20 protein-coding genes, 1 tRNA gene and 1 riboswitch are annotated in these 19,425 nt (G+C 29.1%); of the genes, 17 read left to right on the forward strand and 4 right to left on the reverse strand.

Going from position 1 to position 19,425, the window contains the following annotated elements:
- The first annotated feature begins 111 nt into the window (after nt 1-111).
- Nucleotides 112-894, forward strand: a complete 783-nt coding sequence (gene kduD / locus CDLVIII_RS04335) for a 2-dehydro-3-deoxy-D-gluconate 5-dehydrogenase KduD (RefSeq protein ID WP_009168211.1) — start codon at nt 112-114, stop codon at nt 892-894.
- Nucleotides 895-976: 82 nt separating this feature from the next.
- Here kduD and CDLVIII_RS04340 read toward each other — a convergent pair whose 3' ends face one another.
- Nucleotides 977-1,774, reverse strand: coding sequence for an IclR family transcriptional regulator (locus tag CDLVIII_RS04340; protein WP_009168212.1), 798 nt, complete (start codon nt 1,772-1,774; stop codon nt 977-979).
- A 348-nt stretch (nt 1,775-2,122) separates the two neighbouring features.
- Between CDLVIII_RS04340 and CDLVIII_RS04345 the strand changes: the two genes are divergently transcribed.
- The 13 genes from CDLVIII_RS04345 to CDLVIII_RS04405 all read left to right on the forward strand — a co-directional run bounded on the left by CDLVIII_RS04345 (nt 2,123) and on the right by CDLVIII_RS04405 (nt 14,520).
- On the forward strand, nt 2,123-2,926 hold the full coding sequence (locus CDLVIII_RS04345; protein ID WP_009168213.1) for a gluconate 5-dehydrogenase: 804 nt from the start codon (nt 2,123-2,125) through the stop codon (nt 2,924-2,926).
- Nucleotides 2,927-2,942: 16 nt separating this feature from the next.
- A complete protein-coding gene (locus CDLVIII_RS04350; protein WP_009168214.1) occupies nt 2,943-3,578 on the forward strand; it encodes an RpiB/LacA/LacB family sugar-phosphate isomerase in 636 nt (211 codons plus the stop codon).
- A 163-nt stretch (nt 3,579-3,741) separates the two neighbouring features.
- Nucleotides 3,742-4,692 carry a sugar kinase gene (locus tag CDLVIII_RS04355; RefSeq protein WP_009168215.1) on the forward strand — a complete coding sequence of 317 codons (951 nt, stop codon included), beginning with the start codon at nt 3,742-3,744 and terminating at the stop codon, nt 4,690-4,692.
- A gap of 116 nt (nt 4,693-4,808) precedes the next feature.
- On the forward strand, nt 4,809-5,435 hold the full coding sequence (eda, locus tag CDLVIII_RS04360; protein WP_009168216.1) for a bifunctional 4-hydroxy-2-oxoglutarate aldolase/2-dehydro-3-deoxy-phosphogluconate aldolase: 627 nt from the start codon (nt 4,809-4,811) through the stop codon (nt 5,433-5,435).
- A gap of 530 nt (nt 5,436-5,965) precedes the next feature.
- The gene (locus CDLVIII_RS04365; protein ID WP_009168217.1) at nt 5,966-6,667 is read left to right on the forward strand and encodes a response regulator transcription factor; all 702 of its coding nucleotides are present in this window, start codon (nt 5,966-5,968) and stop codon (nt 6,665-6,667) included.
- Nucleotides 6,668-6,830: 163 nt separating this feature from the next.
- Nucleotides 6,831-7,751 (forward strand): ATP-binding cassette domain-containing protein, encoded by a 921-nt coding sequence (locus CDLVIII_RS04370; protein ID WP_009168218.1) that lies wholly within the window; start codon nt 6,831-6,833, stop codon nt 7,749-7,751.
- Nucleotides 7,744-8,511, forward strand: a complete 768-nt coding sequence (locus CDLVIII_RS04375; protein ID WP_009168219.1) for an ABC transporter permease — start codon at nt 7,744-7,746, stop codon at nt 8,509-8,511. Before CDLVIII_RS04370 ends, CDLVIII_RS04375 begins: the two co-directional genes overlap by 8 nt.
- 94 nt (nt 8,512-8,605) lie before the next feature.
- Nucleotides 8,606-9,523, forward strand: coding sequence for a HAMP domain-containing sensor histidine kinase (locus CDLVIII_RS04380; protein WP_009168220.1), 918 nt, complete (start codon nt 8,606-8,608; stop codon nt 9,521-9,523).
- Nucleotides 9,524-9,709: 186 nt separating this feature from the next.
- Nucleotides 9,710-11,410, forward strand: a complete 1,701-nt coding sequence (locus CDLVIII_RS04385; RefSeq protein ID WP_009168221.1) for an ABC-ATPase domain-containing protein — start codon at nt 9,710-9,712, stop codon at nt 11,408-11,410.
- 181 nt (nt 11,411-11,591) lie between these two features.
- On the forward strand, nt 11,592-11,981 hold the full coding sequence (locus CDLVIII_RS04390) for a hemerythrin family protein (RefSeq protein WP_009168222.1): 390 nt from the start codon (nt 11,592-11,594) through the stop codon (nt 11,979-11,981).
- Between the two features lie 115 nt (nt 11,982-12,096).
- Nucleotides 12,097-12,213, forward strand: a riboswitch (FMN riboswitch).
- A gap of 164 nt (nt 12,214-12,377) precedes the next feature.
- Nucleotides 12,378-12,962, forward strand: coding sequence for an ECF transporter S component (locus CDLVIII_RS04395; RefSeq protein WP_009168223.1), 585 nt, complete (start codon nt 12,378-12,380; stop codon nt 12,960-12,962).
- A gap of 430 nt (nt 12,963-13,392) precedes the next feature.
- On the forward strand, nt 13,393-13,551 hold the full coding sequence (gene rd, locus CDLVIII_RS04400) for a rubredoxin (RefSeq protein WP_009168224.1): 159 nt from the start codon (nt 13,393-13,395) through the stop codon (nt 13,549-13,551).
- Nucleotides 13,552-13,755: 204 nt separating this feature from the next.
- Complete coding sequence (locus tag CDLVIII_RS04405; protein WP_009168225.1) at nt 13,756-14,520, forward strand: DeoR/GlpR family DNA-binding transcription regulator; 765 nt, start codon at nt 13,756-13,758, stop codon at nt 14,518-14,520.
- Nucleotides 14,521-14,553: 33 nt separating this feature from the next.
- On the opposite strand, the gene rimI is transcribed toward CDLVIII_RS04405, so the two are convergent.
- The 3 genes from rimI to tsaE are packed head-to-tail and all read right to left on the reverse strand — an operon-like array spanning nt 14,554 to nt 16,201.
- Complete coding sequence (gene rimI, locus CDLVIII_RS04410) at nt 14,554-14,994, reverse strand: ribosomal protein S18-alanine N-acetyltransferase (RefSeq protein WP_009168226.1); 441 nt, start codon at nt 14,992-14,994, stop codon at nt 14,554-14,556.
- Between the two features lie 2 nt (nt 14,995-14,996).
- Nucleotides 14,997-15,743: a tRNA (adenosine(37)-N6)-threonylcarbamoyltransferase complex dimerization subunit type 1 TsaB gene (gene tsaB / locus CDLVIII_RS04415; protein ID WP_009168227.1), complete on the reverse strand. Its 747-nt coding sequence runs from the start codon at nt 15,741-15,743 to the stop codon at nt 14,997-14,999.
- On the reverse strand, nt 15,740-16,201 hold the full coding sequence (gene tsaE / locus CDLVIII_RS04420) for a tRNA (adenosine(37)-N6)-threonylcarbamoyltransferase complex ATPase subunit type 1 TsaE (RefSeq protein ID WP_009168228.1): 462 nt from the start codon (nt 16,199-16,201) through the stop codon (nt 15,740-15,742). The genes tsaB and tsaE overlap by 4 nt, the downstream gene beginning before the upstream one ends.
- 477 nt (nt 16,202-16,678) lie before the next feature.
- On the opposite strand from tsaE, the gene CDLVIII_RS04425 reads away from it, so the two are divergent.
- The 3 genes from CDLVIII_RS04425 to CDLVIII_RS04435 all read left to right on the forward strand — a co-directional run bounded on the left by CDLVIII_RS04425 (nt 16,679) and on the right by CDLVIII_RS04435 (nt 19,078).
- A complete protein-coding gene (locus CDLVIII_RS04425; RefSeq protein WP_009168229.1) occupies nt 16,679-17,584 on the forward strand; it encodes a zinc ABC transporter substrate-binding protein in 906 nt (301 codons plus the stop codon).
- A 352-nt stretch (nt 17,585-17,936) separates the two neighbouring features.
- Complete coding sequence (locus CDLVIII_RS04430; RefSeq protein WP_009168230.1) at nt 17,937-18,728, forward strand: phage replisome organizer N-terminal domain-containing protein; 792 nt, start codon at nt 17,937-17,939, stop codon at nt 18,726-18,728.
- A 275-nt stretch (nt 18,729-19,003) separates the two neighbouring features.
- Nucleotides 19,004-19,078, forward strand: a tRNA-Trp gene (locus tag CDLVIII_RS04435).
- Nucleotides 19,079-19,425: the final 347 nt, after the last annotated feature.

Genomic DNA, 19,425 nt, shown 5'->3' on the forward strand with positions numbered 1-19,425 from the left:
TATGCCATTAAAATTAATTTATAAAAATGAAACAGCGTTTCATAATGCGGAACGATGACTATATCTAATAGTTAAGAAGAAATATTAAATTAATATGGAGGCGAAGCAAAAATGGCAAACTTTTTAAATGAATTTTCAATGGATTTTTTTAGATTAGATGGGAAAGTAGCAATAGTTACAGGTGGAAATACAGGACTTGGACAGGCGTATGCAGCAGCTCTAGCTAAGGCAGGTGCAGATTTAGTAATTACAACTCATGGAACAAATTGGAGTGAAACAAAAGAATTAATAGAGAACATGGGTAGAAAAGTTGTATTCGTACAAGCTGACTTGACTAAAAAAGAAGATAGGCAAAATATAATAGAAGTTAGTATGAAAGAGTTTGGAAAAATAGATATACTAGTAAATAATGCAGGAACTATAAAGAGAGCTCCACTCCTTGAATATAATGAAGAGGACTGGAATGCAGTAATGGATATTAATCTAAATGCGGTATATTTCTTAAGCCAGGAGGCAGCAAAGATAATGGCCAAACAAGGTTCAGGAAAAATAATTAATATTGCGTCAATGTTAACCTTCCAAGGCGGTAAATTTGTACCACCATATACAGCAAGTAAACATGGAGTAGCTGGTATAACAAAGGCATTTGCTAATGAGTTGGCTTGCAAAAATATTCAAATAAATGCTATAGCACCAGGATATATAAAGACAGCAAACACAGCACCAATACGAGAAGATGAAAAGAGAAATAAGGAAATACTTGATAGAATTCCAGCAGAAAAATGGGCTGAGCCATTTGACTTAATGGGGGCAGTGGTATTTTTAGCGAGCAGGGCTTCAGATTATGTTAATGGACATATTCTAGCAGTTGATGGTGGATGGTTAGTAAGGTAACAAAGAAAAATTTAAAATAACCATAAGTCCGACTAATGGACTTATGGTTATTTTAGGTTACCCTAAAAAAGTTAATGAACTTTTAAGATGGTATGTACCCCATCAATTTACTAATATTTTTAGCAATTTGCATAAATTCATCTTTATATTTCAATAAATCATCCAAGGTATTAAAGAGAGTTACTGAAGAAAGGCTTGTAGCTGCAATTATTTTATTAGTTCTATCAAAGATAGGTACAGCTATACAGATAACTCCAGTATCATATTCAATATTATCAAGAGAATATTGATTTTTTCGTATTTCATGAATTTCATTAAAAAACATATCTAAGTCAGTTATTGTATTTTCAGCATATTTAACAAGCTCTGTATCTTTTAATAGTTCTCTTATTTTATCATCAGAAAATTGAGATAATAATAATTTACCGGAAGCTGTACAATAAGTTGGAGCTTTTTTCCCTATGCTTGAAGACATTACTATATTTCTACTTGTATTTTCAGAGGATACCTTATCTACGTAAATTATATTAGAGTATGATTCATCTGGAATACAAAGATGTATAACTTCATCAACTTTATTTGCAAATTCATTTAAATATGGTTTAGCAATATTTATTAAATCCATGCTGTTAATTATTGAAGAGGAGAGATTAAGTAATTTCACTCCAAGCTGATATTTGTCGTTTTCTTTATTTTGAGTAACATATTCTTTATATTTCAAAGTTGAGATTATTCTATGTATAGTGCTTTTGCTTAAACCTAAGTTTTTTGATAATTCCCCAATTCCAATACCTTTTGGATATTCTGATAAACAATCAAGTATGTCTATAGCACGCTCTACTGATTGAACCAAATTAGAATTGTTTAAATCTTGAGACATATTAAATCCTCCTACATAATTTTGTCTTTATAGTATATTGTAATCGCTAATATATATTTTAACAAATAAAAAATTTTAGGCATTTTTAGCTATGCATCATTGACAAGTGGAAATAGGAATATTAAAATAATATTAGGAAAGTGAAACGTTATTCCACGATACGGAACGTATGGATTTGAATTATATTAATATATAACTTCACTTTGATAAAATAATAGTTACATGTTTCGTATATTAAATATGGTATGGTTAAGATTTAATTTGACCTTATCAAGTCAAAAAATAAATCCTATCTCTTATGCTTGATATGGTTAAAGTTTAAAATAATAATTTGAGGAGGAACATATTATGGATATAATCAAAAATTTTTCATTAGAAGGTAAAATAGCATTAGTAACAGGTGCATCATATGGGATTGGATTTGCTATAGCAAAATCTTATGGAGAAGCAGGAGCTACAATAGTATTTAATGATATTAATCAAGAATTAGTTGATAAAGGATTAAAGGCATATGAAGAAGCTGGTTTAAAGGCATATGGTTACGTATGTGATGTTACAGATGAGGAAGCAGTACAAGCATTAGTTGCAAAGATAGAAAAGGAAGTTGGAGTTATTGATATTCTTGTAAATAATGCAGGTATAATCAAACGTATTCCAATGCTTGAAATGAAGGCAGAAGATTTTAGAAAAGTTATAGATGTAGATTTAAATGCTCCATTTATAGTTTCTAAGGCAGTAATTCCTGGAATGATTAAAAAAGGACATGGAAAAATAATAAATATCTGCTCTATGATGAGTGAACTTGGAAGAGAAACAGTTTCAGCTTATGCAGCAGCTAAAGGTGGACTTAAGATGTTAACAAGAAACATTGCATCTGAATATGGTGAATATAACATCCAATGTAACGGAATTGGACCTGGTTATATAGAGACACCACAAACTGCTCCATTAAGAGAACTTCAACCAGATGGTTCAAGACATCCATTTGATCAATTTATAATTGCAAAAACTCCAGCAGCACGTTGGGGAACAGCAGAAGATTTAACAGGACCAGCTATATTTTTAGCATCTAATGCATCAGACTTTGTAAATGGTCATGTATTATATGTAGACGGTGGAATCCTAGCTTACATTGGAAAACAACCACAATAATTGAGAGGTAATAAAAATGAAGATTGCTTTAATTAATGAAAACAGTCAAGCAGCGAAAAATGAGCTTATATATGAGACACTTAAAAAGGTAGTAGAACCAAAAGGACATGAAGTATTCAATTATGGAATGTACAGTGCAGAAGATAGCGCACAATTAACATACGTTCAAAATGGGATTTTAGCAGCTATTCTTTTAAATTCAGGAGCAGCTGATTATGTAGTTACTGGATGTGGGACAGGAGAAGGTGCAATGCTTGCATGTAATTCATTCCCAGGAGTATTATGTGGTCACATAGTAGATCCTTCAGATGCTTATATGTTTGCACAAATCAATGATGGAAATGCAATAGCATTACCGTTTGCAAAAGGATTTGGATGGGGAGCAGAACTAAACTTAGAGTATATCTTTGAAAAGTTATTTCAAGGAGAAAGTGGTCAAGGATATCCAAAGGAAAGAGTTGTTCCAGAGCAAAGAAATAAAAAGATATTAGATGAGGTTAAGAAAATAACACATAGAGATATGGTAACAATTTTAAAGGAAATAGATCAGGATTTACTAAAAGGTGCTGTAAGCGGAGAAAAATTCAAAGAGTATTTCTTTAATAATTGTAAATGCAAGGAAATAGAAGAGTATATTAAAGGTATATTGTAATAGTATTATAATAAAAAATTAATATATAAAAATATGAAAGGACTAGACTTAGTAAATTATATCAATCTAGTTCTTTCATATTAGGAAAAAGTGCAGATACATGTTAAAATTAGACTTGTATTTTATACAGAAGAAGAGTAAATTTTATTAGGAGGTATTATCGATGCTAGATGTAATTACTATAGGGGATGCAATGATTGCAATGTGCCCTCAGGAGAAAGGCCCAATAATATTCTGTGATACGTTTAAAAGGAAAACTGGTGGAGCGGAATTAAATGTAGCAATAGGATGTGCGAGATTAGGATTAAAATCAGGCTGGATAAGCAGACTTGGTAATGATGATTTTGGGAAGTACATATTAAAAACTGTAAGAGGAGAGGGCATTGACACTTCAGAGGTTGAACTTGTAGATGGACATCCAACTTCAGTTTATTTTAGAGAAGTTTTATCTGATGGATCTAGCAGATCATTTTATTATAGAGAAAATTCACCAACAAGCACGATGAAAAGTGAAGAGTTAAATGAAGAATATTTTAAGCAGTCAAAAGTACTTCATATTACTGGTGTATTTCCATCTATAACTAAAAATAATCAGGAAATTATATTAGAAGCAGTAAAATTAGCGAAAAAACACAATTTAACTGTATCTTTTGATCCTAATATAAGATTGAAAATGTGGACAAAGGAAGAAGCAAAGGCATATATAGAAAAATTACTGCCTGATGTTGATATTCTTCTTGTTGGGGATGAAGAAATAGAAATTCTACTAGGAGAAACAACTATAGAAGATGCAATAAAAACATTCCATGGTTATGGAATAGACAAAGTTATTGTTAAAAAAGGAGCTAAAGGAGCACTAGGTTCAGATGGCAAGAATGTATATGAAGTAGAAGCTATTAAGCCTAAAGCTTTAGTTGACACTGTAGGTGCGGGAGATGGCTTTGCAGCAGGATTTTTAACAGCATTTTGTGAAGGTAAAACTTTAGAAGAATGTGTTAAGTTTGCAAATGCAGTTGGCTCTTTAGTTGTAGGTGTAGAAGGCGATAATGAAGGATTACCTAACTATGAAGATGTATTAGTTCATTTAGGACAAGCAAAAAAAATAGAACGCTAAATTCAGTTGATATTTAACAATTAATAAGTATCTCAAGTCTTAAAGAAATTTTATTATTCATTGTTAATTAGAATTGAAAATATATATTAAAACTAAAATTTAAATGAGGTGTAAGAATGTTTGAAAAAATTTATAACACATTAAAAGAAGAAAAAGCAGTAGCAGTTGTTAGAACTAAGACATATGATGAGGCGAAAGAAATAAGTATCGCTGCTATTAAAGGCGGAATGAAGATTATAGAAGTAACTATGAGTGTGCCAGATGCACCTAAGTTAATAAAAGAATTAAAAGAAGAATATAAGGATGCTTGTGTTGGAGCTGGAACTGTATTAAGCACAGAAGCAGCAGATGCATGTATTGAAAATGGTGCGGACTTTATTGTTTCTCCATGTGTTGATGAAGAAGTTATCACTCATATAATTGCTAAAAAAGCATTAGTAATTCCAGGATTAATGACAATGTCAGAATTAAATAAGGTTTATAAATTAGGTTTAAGATTTATAAAAGTATTCCCAGGAAATGTTGTAGGAAAAGGTTTCATAGGTGGAGCAAAATCAATATTCCCAGACCTTAACATAATGCCTACTGGTGGAGTAAATAAAGATAATATAACTGAATGGATTACTACAGGAGCAGATTGTAGCGGAATTGGTAGTGATTTAAACAAAGCATACAAAAATGGTGGTGCTGCAGGAGTAACAGAATACTGTGCAGAAGTTATGAGCAAAGTAAAAAGTTTATAATTCATATAAACCTTATACTTAAGCGTATATGAATCGAAAAGAAATACATGTTTATTACGTAGGACTATGAAATTTTCACTGGGAAGTTCTAAACTGAAGCTTGTATCCATTTATGCATGTTCCTGAAGCAAGTTCAGGACAAGCATAAATAGAACAAGCTCCAATTAAGAACTTCCACAGCTTAATTTCAAATGCCTACTCCACAAACATGTATTTCTTTTCTTTGTATGCATATAAGCTTAAGTAAATGTTGAGTATATATTTCGAATTGTAAGTCGGGGCATCCATATAAATTTAAATAAAATATCCACATGAATACTATAAGAAATTATAATTCATGTGGATATTTTTATTTTATAGTCCATTTTTTATAAACATTGTTTTGAATTAATAATTATTTAAGAATTACCTTTAGATAATATAGTATAATTTTTACATGAAATATAATTAAAGGATAATCGTAAATTTATTTAATATTAAGCTTGAGATAAATATTAAAAGTAACTATGAAGATTTTAATGGAGGAAGTTATGGATAAGAGAGTTAAGATTTTAGTAGTGGAAGATGAAAATGACATTAATAATTTGATTTGCAGTATTCTTGAGAGAAAGGGATATAGAGCCAGAGCTGCTTTCTCTGGAACAGAAGCTTTAATGTGCATTGAAAATGAGAGGTGGGAGATGATTTTATTAGATTTGATGATTCCCGGAATCAGTGGAGAGGAAGTCATTCTAAAAATAAGGGAAATAACAAAGGCTCCAATAATTGTTGTAAGTGCAAAGACTGCTAAAAAAACTAGGTTAGAGTTATTGGAGAAAGGTGCTGATGATTTTATTTGTAAGCCTTTTGATCCAGATGAAGTAATTGCAAGAGTTAATTCTAATTTAAGAAGATATTTAGAATTTTCTTCAGCTGAAGAAAAGAAAGATAATATTATAAGTTATAAAGACATTAGGTTAGATATGGAAAGTAAGGAAGTAAAAGTGGGAAACGTCATTATCACGCTGACCTCAAGAGAGTTTTCAATATTGGAGTTGTTATTGAGGAATCCTAGTAAGGTGTATAGTAAAGCTAATATTTTTGAAAGTATTTGGGGAGAGGAATACTTAGGGGATGATAATACTGTGAATGTACATATGAGCAGATTAAGAAATAAATTATCAAGGGCGGGTAATAATGGACAAGATTACATAGAAACAATTTGGGCAATGGGGTATAGGTTGAAAAAGTAATAAGTAAGGCGCATTTAATATTTTAAACAATGTGTATAAAAATACGTGAATTTAGAGAAATAGATTTTAATAACAGATTTAAGGTTTTTGAAATATTTTAGCAAAGTTTTCTTAAGTGCCATTGTTTATTATAAGAGCGTAACGAAGAAAGGAGTAATAAACAATGAATGAATATATAGTTAAAGCAGATAATATCACCAAGGTATACAAGAGGAAGAAAGTATTAGATAATATATCGATAAAGATAAAAAAAGGTGATATATATGGTTTTATAGGTAAAAATGGAGCTGGAAAGACGACTATGATAAGAGTAATTACTGGGCTTGCTGCACCAAATGAAGGACAGGTTCAGTTGTTTGGACATAGTGATGAAAAGGAGATTGTAAAGCAAAGAAGCAGGATGGGTACATTAATAGACTCGGCAGCAATTTATCTTAATATGACAGCAAAGGAAAACCTTGAGCTTATTAGAATTCAAAGAGGAATTCCAGGAACAAAATGCATTGATGAAGCTTTAAAGTCAGTAGGGCTTAATGATATTGAAAAAAAGAAAACCAAAAACTTCTCATTGGGAATGAAACAAAGGTTAGGTATTGCAATGGCATTATTAAGTGACCCGGAAGTTTTGATTTTAGACGAGCCTATCAATGGAGTAGATCCAGTTGGAATAAAGGAAATAAGAGAACTTCTACTTAAATTAAATAAAGAAAGAGGAACAACAATTCTAATATCAAGTCATATATTGACTGAACTTACTCAAATTTGTAACATATACGCCTTTATTAATGATGGAAAATTAATTGAAGAAATAACTGCGAGTGAGTTAGCAGATAAATCTAGGAATTACCTTCATTTAAAAGTAAAGGATTCCTCAGAGGTTTCACTTATTTTAGAAAATGAGCTTGGAATAAAAGATTACGAAGTTTTCTCAGATAATATTATAAGAATATATGATGAATTTGATGGAGAAAAGATTACGCTGGCTTTAGCTAAACATGAGATAGGGGTTAAAGAAATAATGCAGATGGGTGAATCATTAGAAGATTATTTCTTTAAATTAGTTGGAGGTAAATGTAATGATTAATTTAATTAGAGGAGAATTTTATAAATTAAGGAAAAGTAAATATTTCATTGGAATGATAACTTTAGCATTTGCGTTTGGATTTTTACTCATGATTTTTTGGGATCATGAAAGAGAAATGAATCAGAGTTATGAAAGCATTACATTAAATGGAGCATATGTTTTAACAGATGGGGATGGGTTTTGTGCAATTATTTTAGGAAATTTTCTCTTTGCACTCCTTGCCTTAGGATTTATAGTGAAAGATTTTAAAAGTAGTAATATAACTAAGAGTTTTGTTTATGGATATAAAAGAACTCAAGTATTGTTAAGTAAAATTCTTGTGACAATGCTATTTTCTTTACTTTTAGAAATAATATATATATCAGTTTTAGTCAGTTATGTTTCATTGATGCACGGTTTTTGTGATTCATTGAATCTGGATACTATTTTAGCATTAGTTAGGATAATTATTCTTGGAATAATGTATAATTTAGCAACAGTATCAATAATATTTATGACAGCTATAATAACGAAGAGTAATTTTTGTACAATTGTTGCACCTTTTGTATTAATTATCTCATTTCAGTATGCTTTTCCAAATGGTAAATATCCATATGTTTCGCATATATTGTACTATTTACCTTATATAGCAGGAATGCATGCAATGGTGAGATTTGCATCTCTATTTGAAATTATTAAATGTATAATATCATCAATCATAACTTTTATAATAACAATTGGAGGAAGCATTTTATTTGTAAAATATGAGGATATTAAATAACTAAAAAATTATATTAGGCACATGAAAATAAATAGCCGTGCAAGCTGACTTGTTATTTATTTGATAGTGCCTTAGATGAATCAGGAGATATGAAATGTATTTATTAATTGCTATTTTATTAATGCTAATTATACTAGTAATAATTATGAATTTTAAGTTGTTTTTTTATAAGAAGCAGATACAAGATATTACAATTCAAGTTAAGGAATTTAGAGAGAGAAAAACAAATAGGAAGGTTAATATTAAAATAGCAGATAAAAACATAGAAGGCTTAGCTTTTGAGATTAATGAATATTTAGAACTTTATAAGAGAAATGAACAGGAAAAAATAGCGGTTAAAAATACTTTAAAGCAAGGAATAGCTAACATGTCACATGATTTAAGAACTCCATTGACATCAATAATAGGATATTTAAAGTTACTTGAAAATGACGAGATAGATAGGGAAACTGCGTTAAATGTACTTAGGAATAAAACTGATAAGCTAAATGTACTTATAAATGACTTTTTTGAATTAGCATCCATAGAAAGTGATGATTATGAATTAAACATGACAAAGATAAATTTAACCAATATAGTACATGAAGAACTTCTATCTTTTTATGAAGTGTTTGAAAGTAAAGGAGTTAATCCCAAGATAAATATTTTAGATAAACCAATCTTTATAGTGGGAGATAAAGATAGTTTAGAGCGAATAATAGATAATTTACTTTCAAACACATTAAAGTATGCTGAAGGAGATATTGAAATAAATTTAGAAGAAGTTAAAAATGAGGCTGTTTTAAAAATCTCAAATATATGTACAAATATGAACCAGGAAGATATATTACATATATTTGATAGATTTTACATGGCAGATCAGGTGAGAAAAGGACAAGGAACAGGACTTGGATTATCAATTGTCAAAAGTTTAATGGAAAAAATGAATGGTAATATAATAGCAAATCTTGAAGAAAATAATATTTCACTAATATGTGAATGGAACGCTATAGATACCCAGAATAGAGACTAGACTTATAACTTAAAACTCATATTTTTTATAGATTAAGACAATAATTAAAGCAGTGACAAGTTGTAAATTACAAGTAATAAATTAAGTTCCTGATTTGTTTATCTATAAAATAATATGATATCATTAAATAAGTCAAAATATACTAAGAAAAAATCTTAAATATTAGAATAAAAACAGGTGAATTGTATGAAAAACTTAGAAGAATTAAAAATAGAATTAGATAGAATTGATGGGAAAAGTTATAAGCTATATAAGAACATAGAAGGGCAATATGATTTTGAAAATTATATATTGAGCATAGATCATGTTCAAGGTGACCCTTTTGCTGCACCGTCTAGAATTAGAGTGATAGTAAATCAAAAAATGGCGGGATTTCCAAAGGAGCTTTTTAATAGTAAGAATAAAAATATTGCAGCAGCAGACTATTTAACAAGAGAATTTTACTACAATATAAATAAGTGTAGTGAAAGAATTTTTGGCTCAGGAAAGAGTGGCTTAATAGTTATAAGTAAATGCCATCAGCAAATCTTAGAAAGAACTTCAATAATTATAGATAATGATAAGCTAGAAGCAAGGTTCTATGTTGGGTTTCCTGCAAGAGGCAGGAGCGTTTTAGCAAAGGAACTTGAAAAAATTTTATATAATGTTATACCAAATATTGTTGAGAAAACTTTGATATATAAAAACATCAATAGTGAAAAGATGATAAATAGAGTAAAGCTAATGGAAGATCAGGAATGCATAAGAGAAGAGCTATATAAAAGAGACCTAATTGCATTCATTGCCAATGGATCAATTTTACCTAGAGAAAGTGGAATATCTTCGAGACCATTAAAAAATGGGAAAGTATTTATTTCACCTAAGGAATTAGAAGTGGAGTTTAATACGCAAAGTAAAGGTACAATTAAAGGAATGGGAATAAAAAAGGGAATAACGCTTATAGTTGGAGGAGGATATCATGGTAAATCCACATTATTAAGAGCTTTAGAACTTGGCGTTTATAATCATATTGAGGGTGATGGAAGAGAATTTGTAATAACAGATAGATCTGCACTGAAAGTGAGAGCAGAAGATAATAGATGTGTAACAAAAACAGATATATCGTTATTTATAAATAATCTGCCAAATGAAAAAAATACTACAGAATTCTGTACAGAGAATGCAAGTGGAAGCACCTCGCAGGCAGCTAATATAATAGAAGGAATAGAAAGTGGCAGCAGGGTATTATTAATAGATGAAGATACTTCAGCTACTAACTTTATGATGAGAGATGAGTTAATGCAAAAGCTAGTTTCAAAAGAAAAGGAACCAATAACACCATTTATTGAAGTAGTTAAGCCTTTATATGAACAAAAAGGAATCTCAACAATAATGGTAGTTGGAAGCTGTGGAGATTTTTTTGATGTAGCAGATTGCGTGATTCAAATGGATAATTATGAAACTAAGGATGTTACAAAAGAGGCTAAAGAACTAAGCAGTGGACAGATAATAAAAAGAATTAATGATAGAAATTTAAAAATAAATATTTCATTTAATAGAGTAGTTAAAAAAGGAACTATTCAAGCTGGTGAAAAGGGCATAAAAATAAAAACAATAGGGTTAGATGTAATAAGCATAAATAAGGAAGAGATAAATTTGAGAGCTGTAGAGCAAATAGTAGATAATGAGCAGCTAAATGCAATAGGTTCTATTATGAAATGGGCAGAGGATAATATTGTGGATAAAAATCTAAGTTTAGAAAAGTTTGTGGATAAAATAATTAATGAAATAGATAAAAATGGGTTATTGTTTATTGAAAGGGTGAAAGGCGGAAATGGAAGCTTAGCTATACCTAGAAAGCAAGAAATAATGGCAGCTTATAATAGATATAGAAAGCTAAAAATGTAACATTTGTTTAGTAATAAATCATAGATAAAAATTTCCAATTTTTTAGCCGTAAAAATTATCGAATTTGGAATTTTTATTAAAGAATCATGTATTTCATAGTGACTTTGTCAGAAAAAGGTGATATATTAGTAAATAATAGGATGGATGAAGTTTAAACTATGATAGGAGGAATGTTTTATTTATGTATGAAATGAAAGAAGAGTACAAAATTGGGGTAGAACTAATTGATAAGCAACATAAGAAGCTGTTTGAATTAGCAGATAAAGCTTATATGTTACTAAAAGATGAGTTTACAATTGATAAGTATGACAAAATAGTAGAAATACTACAGGAACTAAAGGATTACACTGTTTTTCATTTTAAATCAGAAGAAGAATATATGGAAAGTATAAACTATAAGAGAATGTTCACTCAAAAGGTAGAACATGATGCATTTATTAAAAAACTTGAAGCAATTGATTTAAAAAATGTTGATGAAAATCAAGATGAGAGCTTAATGGAAGTGTTGAATTTTCTAAACGATTGGTTGACTGAACATATATTAAAAAATGACAAGCTTATAGGACAATAAGACAGATTATGTAATTAGTATTTGTTTTTATAATTAGAAATTAATATTTTTACTAACAATAAAAACATATTGAAAAGTATATAATAAAGTTATATAATTAAGAAAATAAAAAATATAATATCTTCAGGGCAGGGTGTGAATCCCTACCGGCGGTACAGCCCGCGAGCTTAAAATAAGCAGATTCGGTGTAATTCCGAAGCCGACAGTATAGTCTGGATGAAAGAAGGTAACCTATTAGAGATTTTGATTTTTGTAATTTAGCTCTTTGAGTTTAAGCCCTGATGTTTAACATCAGGGTTCTTTTAATGTTTAAAAACAAACGTTCAAATGCAGTTAATTGAAAATAGAATAACTAATAAGCTACACCAGGAAGATAATCTTTTGGGAGGTAGAAAGATGAACGAAAAAACAAGTAAAATGGTGAAAATTTCTTTATTAGCAGCAATAGCACTTATACTTAGGTATATAGAATTTCCAATAATACCGCCATTTCCATGGTTACAATTTGACTTAAGCGATGTTCCAGCAATGCTGGGGGTATTTGGTTTTGGACCAATGGCAGGAATAATAATAGAGTTATTAAAAAATGTTGTAATATTAGCTATAAAAGGAACAAGTACAGGCTTCGTTGGAGAGGTTGCGAACTTTTTATTTGGAGTTGCATTAATCCTACCAGCTGGACTTGTGTACCATAAAAAGAAAAGCAAAAAAAATGCTATTCTTGGAATGATATTAGGAGCAGTTGTTATGCAGATAGTAGGAATTATAGGAAATGTATATCTATTATTACCTGCTTATGGAATGCATGTGGATAATGCTTATCTTATGTGGTATATTACTGCAGGATTATTACCAATTAATGCTATAAAGGCACTTATAACATCAATATTAACTTATGTATTATATAAAAGGATTTCGGTTTCAATCTTTAAAGCAGAAGCTAATTTTGGAAGTATAGAAGAAACAACAAAAACTATATAGAAATATAGAAAAAGCTGTTACAAAATGGTTAAAAACATTTTGTAACAGCTTTTTTTACTAATAAAGGCTTACGAATTGATTTTATGCTTTTTGGGAAAAGTAATTATTAGAAATAGATGAGGAGAAATTAAATAGAATAATTATAATTTTATTAGTTAATAAAATTAGTTAATTAATAACAACTATTGATTAATAGTTCCTTATCTGGTATTATATTAATATAGAGATAAGAAAAGGGGTGTTTCAATGAGTTTTAGAATAAATGATACGGTGATTCAGAAATAAGAGAATTATGGGATTCTGATGAAGATGCATTAAATAGGTGCAGGGAATTTGGTAAAGCAATTGCAGAAATGCTTTAAATATATTTAATATAAATTAATAAATATTAGTATTTGAATAATAATTAAATTTAGAGGAGGTTTTTATTATGGAAAAGTATATTTGTACAGTATGTGGTTATATTTATGATGAGGCATTAGGTGATCCAGATAATGGAGTTGCACCAGGAACAAAGTTTGAAGATATTCCTGATGATTGGGTATGTCCATTATGTGGAGTTCCAAAGTCAGATTTTGAAAAACAATAGGGTATATTGACTTGGTATTTTTCTATAATGCCTAATAAAATAGTTGAAATCCAAATATAAAGTTTTAATAAAAAGGGACGATCAAAATAATTCTAAAAATTTTGAAAGTCCCTTATATATTGTGTATTATTATAGTTATAGAAAAATATTCGAGAATATTATTTTCATGTGCCTTAATAATAAATAATTAGGAGAATGAGTTATATGTTTACGGAAGAAAGATTAGATGAGATATTAAATATATTAAATATGCAGGGGAAAGTTAAGGTTAAAGATTTAAGTCAAAGATTTAATGTGACAGAAGATTGTATTAGAAAAGATCTAAAACAGTTAGAACATACAGGAAAACTAAAAAGAACATATGGAGGGGCAATTCAAGTTAGGCAGTCTTCTCAAATATATGATATTTCAGAAAGGGAAAAGGTAGATATTTCAACTAAGAGCATAATTGCAGAGAAAGCCTTAGAATTAATTCAAGATAGGGAAACTATATTTTTAGATATTTCTACAATTAATATTTTAATAGCAAAAGCTCTCTTAAAAAGCAAAAAAAGAGTGATAGTTGTTACTAATATGCTTGAGATTGCAAATATTTTAGCGATGTCAGAGAATAATATTACAGTTGTAGTTGCAGCAGGTGTTTTGAATAAAGCATTAAATGGTTTTATTGGAGCAGCGGCTAATGATTTCATTAAAAAATATAAATTTGATAAAGCCCTCATAGGTAGCTGTGGAATTGATGCTTTTGATAAAAGTATAACTACTTTTGAAATTGAGGATGGGATAACCAAAGCAGCTATAATACAATCCAGTAAAAAAACATTTTTGGTAATGGAAAATAAAAAATTTAATGTAGATGGTAATTATAAATTCGCTATGATTGATGATATAGATGCAATAATAACAAATGAAAAGCCTAATGAACAGATCACAGAAATATTAGATAATAGTGAAATAGAATTGATATAAAAATGATAGTAGAGTTCCTAGGGAACTCTACTATCATCTTAGCCACATTATAATGGCATCTTCTTTATTATCTTCGTAATATCCTCTTCTAATTCCATCCTGCTTAAAATTATATTTTTCATATAATGCTTTTGCGGCTGTATTACTGCTTCTAACTTCAAGGGTAAAGGCTCTGCAGGCCCGCTCATTTTTACAATAATTAATCAATTCATTAAGGAGCTTAGATGCAATTCCTTGCTTTCTGAAGTTTGGGTGTACAGCTATATTTGTTATATGTGCTTCATCTAAAATGATCCATGTTCCTGCAAAACCAATAACTTTCCCATCAAGTCTTGCTATAAAGTATTTAGCTACAGGATTAGATAATTCTTGTATATAGGATTCCATGCTCCAGGAAACAGAGAAACTTAATGAACTTATTTCTAGAACTTCATCAATGTCTTCTTCTTTCATCAAATCAATAGTCACACACATATCTATTTCATCCTTTGCTCATATTCTCTTTCAGCTTGTGATTTCTTCAGGTAAAATGGAGTAGAGTTTGGATTATCAAAATCACCATTTTTCAATAATACACTACCTATTTCGCCTAAAGAAGAAGCACGAACTAAATTAAGATGATTAGGTGGAAAATAACAATTTGGACAATTTTCAATTAAATAATCTTTATATTTATCTACACCATCACCAATAAATATAACTTTTTCTTCTTTTGCTTTAATAATTTCTACGAGCTCATTAAGATCTAGAGCAGAATAATCTAAAACTTTTTCTAGTGTAACTGGAAGATCAAAATCTGTATTGTTTGATTTTATATCAGTTATAGAATTAGCAGCATGCCCCTTATACAATGCAGTATATACACTATTTCTTAAGGCATCCATTATAGGACATATAATTCCATCAAAATTAGCTGCGCTTAGTGCTAAAGCATCTAGGCTTGATACACTGACATAAGGTTTATTACTTCCAAAGCTAAGCCCTTTTATTGTAGCCATACCTATTCTAAGGCCAGTAAAAGAACCAGGCCCTTTAGAAACAACATATCCATCGACATCATCTATGTTTAAATTGTTAGCTTTTAATAAATTTTCGATTATGGACATGAGAATGACAGAGTGCTCTTTCTTATCATTTAAAGTAATTTCTCCAAGTAATTTATTATCCTTCATTAAAGCAGCAGTTGCTACTTTTGAAGATGAATCTATAGAGAGTATAATCATATCTTCAACTCCTTTATATAATCATATCTTCCTCCATAAGGAGTTAAAATTATTTTTCTGTAATCTTCACCTTTAGTAAGATCCTTTTTTATATTTATATGAAGTAAATCATCTGGTAGAATTTCTTCAATATAATTTGCCCATTCAATAATAGATACTGCATCTGAAAAAATATAGTCATCAAAGCCGATTGCATAAATTTCATCAGGGTCATTTACTCTATATACATCAAAATGGTTGAGTTTCAATCTACCACTATCATATTCATTAACAATTGTAAAAGTTGGACTTGTAATAGTATCGGTTACTCCAAGGCCTTGTGCAATTCCCTTAGTAATATGAGTTTTGCCAACCCCTAAATCTCCAGTTAAACAGATTATATCACCGGCATTTAATAATTTACCTAATTCTATTCCAAGCTTAGTGGTATCAGCTACATTATAAATTTCAAATTCCATGAAATACCTCCTTTAAGTGAGAATATATTCACACGCTAAATTTTTCTCACACACGCTAAAAAAGTCAGATGTATAAAGAAACCTACGGCTCTATAGTCATCTGCGATTTTTTTGTTTAAAATTCTATCCAAATAGTTTATAATACATTCTGAGTGAAAATAATAAAAACGAGGCTTATAAATTCTCATCCTTTTATTTTATATCAAAATTATATAAAAGCAAATTAAAAATATTGTTTATAAGTAACTTTAATATTACATAAATTAAATATTCAGAAAAAATGTAATAAATTTGTATATATTTCTTGTGAATATGTTGGTATAATAAAGTAAAATGTATGCTAAACTGTATATAAGAAATGAATGAAGAATTAATTATTTTTGATACATAAATTATAAATTGTTCTATATTTATTAATTAATAAGTATATTAGAAAGAAAATTATAAGAGGTCAGTCAATTTTGGAGGTGACTTATTTTGAAGAAGATTACCTTTGCAATGATAATAATAACTATTGCATTGTCTTTTGGTATGAGTTTTTTTTCAAATCCTTTGTTAGCAAACACTGACAATAATAGAACAGAAAATAGAGATAAATATTTAAATATAATGACAGTTAGTAAACCGCAATATGATATGGTTAAGAAGATCACAAAAGATAAGAATAGTGTGAATTATATGCTTACTGATGAAAAGGAGATTAGTGAATTTAAGTATAGTGAGGACGTATTAGATAACATATCTAATATGGATTTATTTATATATTCTGGTACTTCATTTGAACCATGGAGTAATTCACTTATTAACGAATTAAAAAAAGGTAATCTTGGAATAATAAATTTAGCCAGAGGTATAAAGCTTTTAAGTTATACTCAAGGCAGCGATACTAAAGAAAATCCGTATTATTTTGAAGGTGTAGAAGAGTATAAGGTAGCTTTATATAATGTAAAGTCAGCTATTCAAGATAGAGATCCTCAAAATAGAGATTATTATGAAGACAATTATAACAAAGCAATAAAAGAATTTGACGATAATTTAAAGAAATATAGTGACAAACTAAAATCTCTTAGTGAATATAAATTCATAACACTAAATAATGATTTTGATTATTTAACTAAATCTCTAAATTTAAATACTATTCAACTTGATAATCATGAAATTGGCGAATTTATAAAAATCAATAATTTGGATCCGAAGAAAGTAATTATAATAGTTGATGGAGAAGCAGGAACTAAGTTAGATTTATCAGGATACAATACAGTGAAATTATGGAAATATTATGGAGAATATTCTTTTGATGATTTGATTTTATATAATGTACAAGAATTGGCTAAATTAGCTCCAGAAAAAGCCGATAAAGCTTCTGGCAGTACATCGTCATAAGTTGATTTTTACTTAATATTAGTTATTTAGATTGTTGATACACATAAAGGACAATACTATATTTGATTGTTTAGACTGCTAAAAAGAGTTATTTCACAATAAGATAGCTCTTTTTAGTAGTCTTTTTAGCTATGTCTAAAATTAATTACATAAAATTAGTATTCTTATTTATGTAATTAATATCCCTACATTATTGCAACTTAAATATAAATAAAAAAATTTTATTTTGATGTAATTTCTCCAAGTAAACCATATATCCTATATGAATAAATAAAGATAATGAATTGTTAGTATTCAAAGAAAAGTTTTAATTAAGGAAAATCTATATTGAAAATGAAGGAGAATGGTAATTATGAGAGAAAGAAAATATATAAAATTTAGAACTGATATGTATGAGGATACAAAATTTAAAATAATAGATACAAAACCTAATAGAGATTTAATTCACTATGTTTGGACAAGACTTGTGGCTTTAACTGGAAAGGTTAATCTAGAAGGAGACTTGTATATGTCAAGAAATATACCATATACAGTAGAAACTTTAGCAATAGAATTTAACAGGGAGGCTGATCAAATAAGATCAGCTTTAGAAGTATTTATAGAATTAGAAATGGTTGAATTAACAGAGGCTAAGGTTTATAGAGTGATAAATTTTGCAAAACATCAGAATATCAAAAAAGCAGAAAAAAATAAATCTGAGAATGAGGAGGGAAAGTTAGAAGATATAAGTAAAGAAAAGAGTGAAAATAAAACTGAAGTAGATGAGCTAAACATACATAATAATACAAACAATGAAATTAAAGCAGAGGAAGGAAAATTAGTAGAAGCTGGTGAAAGTAAATATAATGAGGATACACTAAATTTCAAAAACTCAGGTAAGGAAAATAAACAATTTACGGATAAATATATGATGGAAATTAATACTGATATGAATAAAGAAGCACTAAGTAATAGTTCAAGGGATAAGCCTCCTATAAATTTAGCGATTAAAAAAAGCAAAAGGATAAACAAAAAAAGGAAAAAGGGAATCACCTGTGAAATTACGGACCAAGAACTGCAGCATGATGATGTAATATGCTGGGTTAGTGATGGAGAAATGCCTTTAGCTGAGGAAGATGAGATAGTATCTAAATGGGCATTTTAATTGAAATGCATTGAATTTAAAGATTTACAAAGGTCATATATAACACTGACTGTATAATTAAGAATATATATTCCTTGAACTGTAACTTAATAAGAGTTTTTTTATCTATATCAATTAAATCTTTGTGCGCATTTATGTATGCCAGAAATCACATGCATATTTGTAATCTCAATGGTCATAATATGTAAGAGGAAATTGAAATCGGGTTTATAAAAGTTGTTAAAAAAACTTATTGATTAATTTATAAATATGTTATATAATAAATCTTGTCTCTTAGGGGTATGGCTCAACGGTAGAGTAGTGGTCTCCAAAACCATTGGTTCTGGGTTCAAATCCTAGTGCCCCTGCCACAAAGGTCGTAGTACGTTGTACTACGGCTTTTTTATTTTCAAAAACAAGCTACCCTCGGAAATAGCTTATAGAGCGATTTTTCGGTGTGGGTAATGTTACCATGTACTAGCTAATACTCGTTTGTGAGGGGCAATAAGGGGCAAAAAAAGGGGCAAAAATGTACGAGCTGGTATCAAAATTAGCTGGAAATATTAAATTTTTAATATAATTTTATTAGATTATTTATGTTTATTATAGAGAGAATTATGGTGAGTATTTATACATGAATTAAGGTAAATAGAATCGCAATAATCTTTGGTTTTAGATTTAGAGATATGAAGTGTTGATTTTTATATAAATCAATAAC

This window comes from Clostridium sp. DL-VIII (assembly GCF_000230835.1).
GTDB lineage: Bacteria > Bacillota > Clostridia > Clostridiales > Clostridiaceae > Clostridium.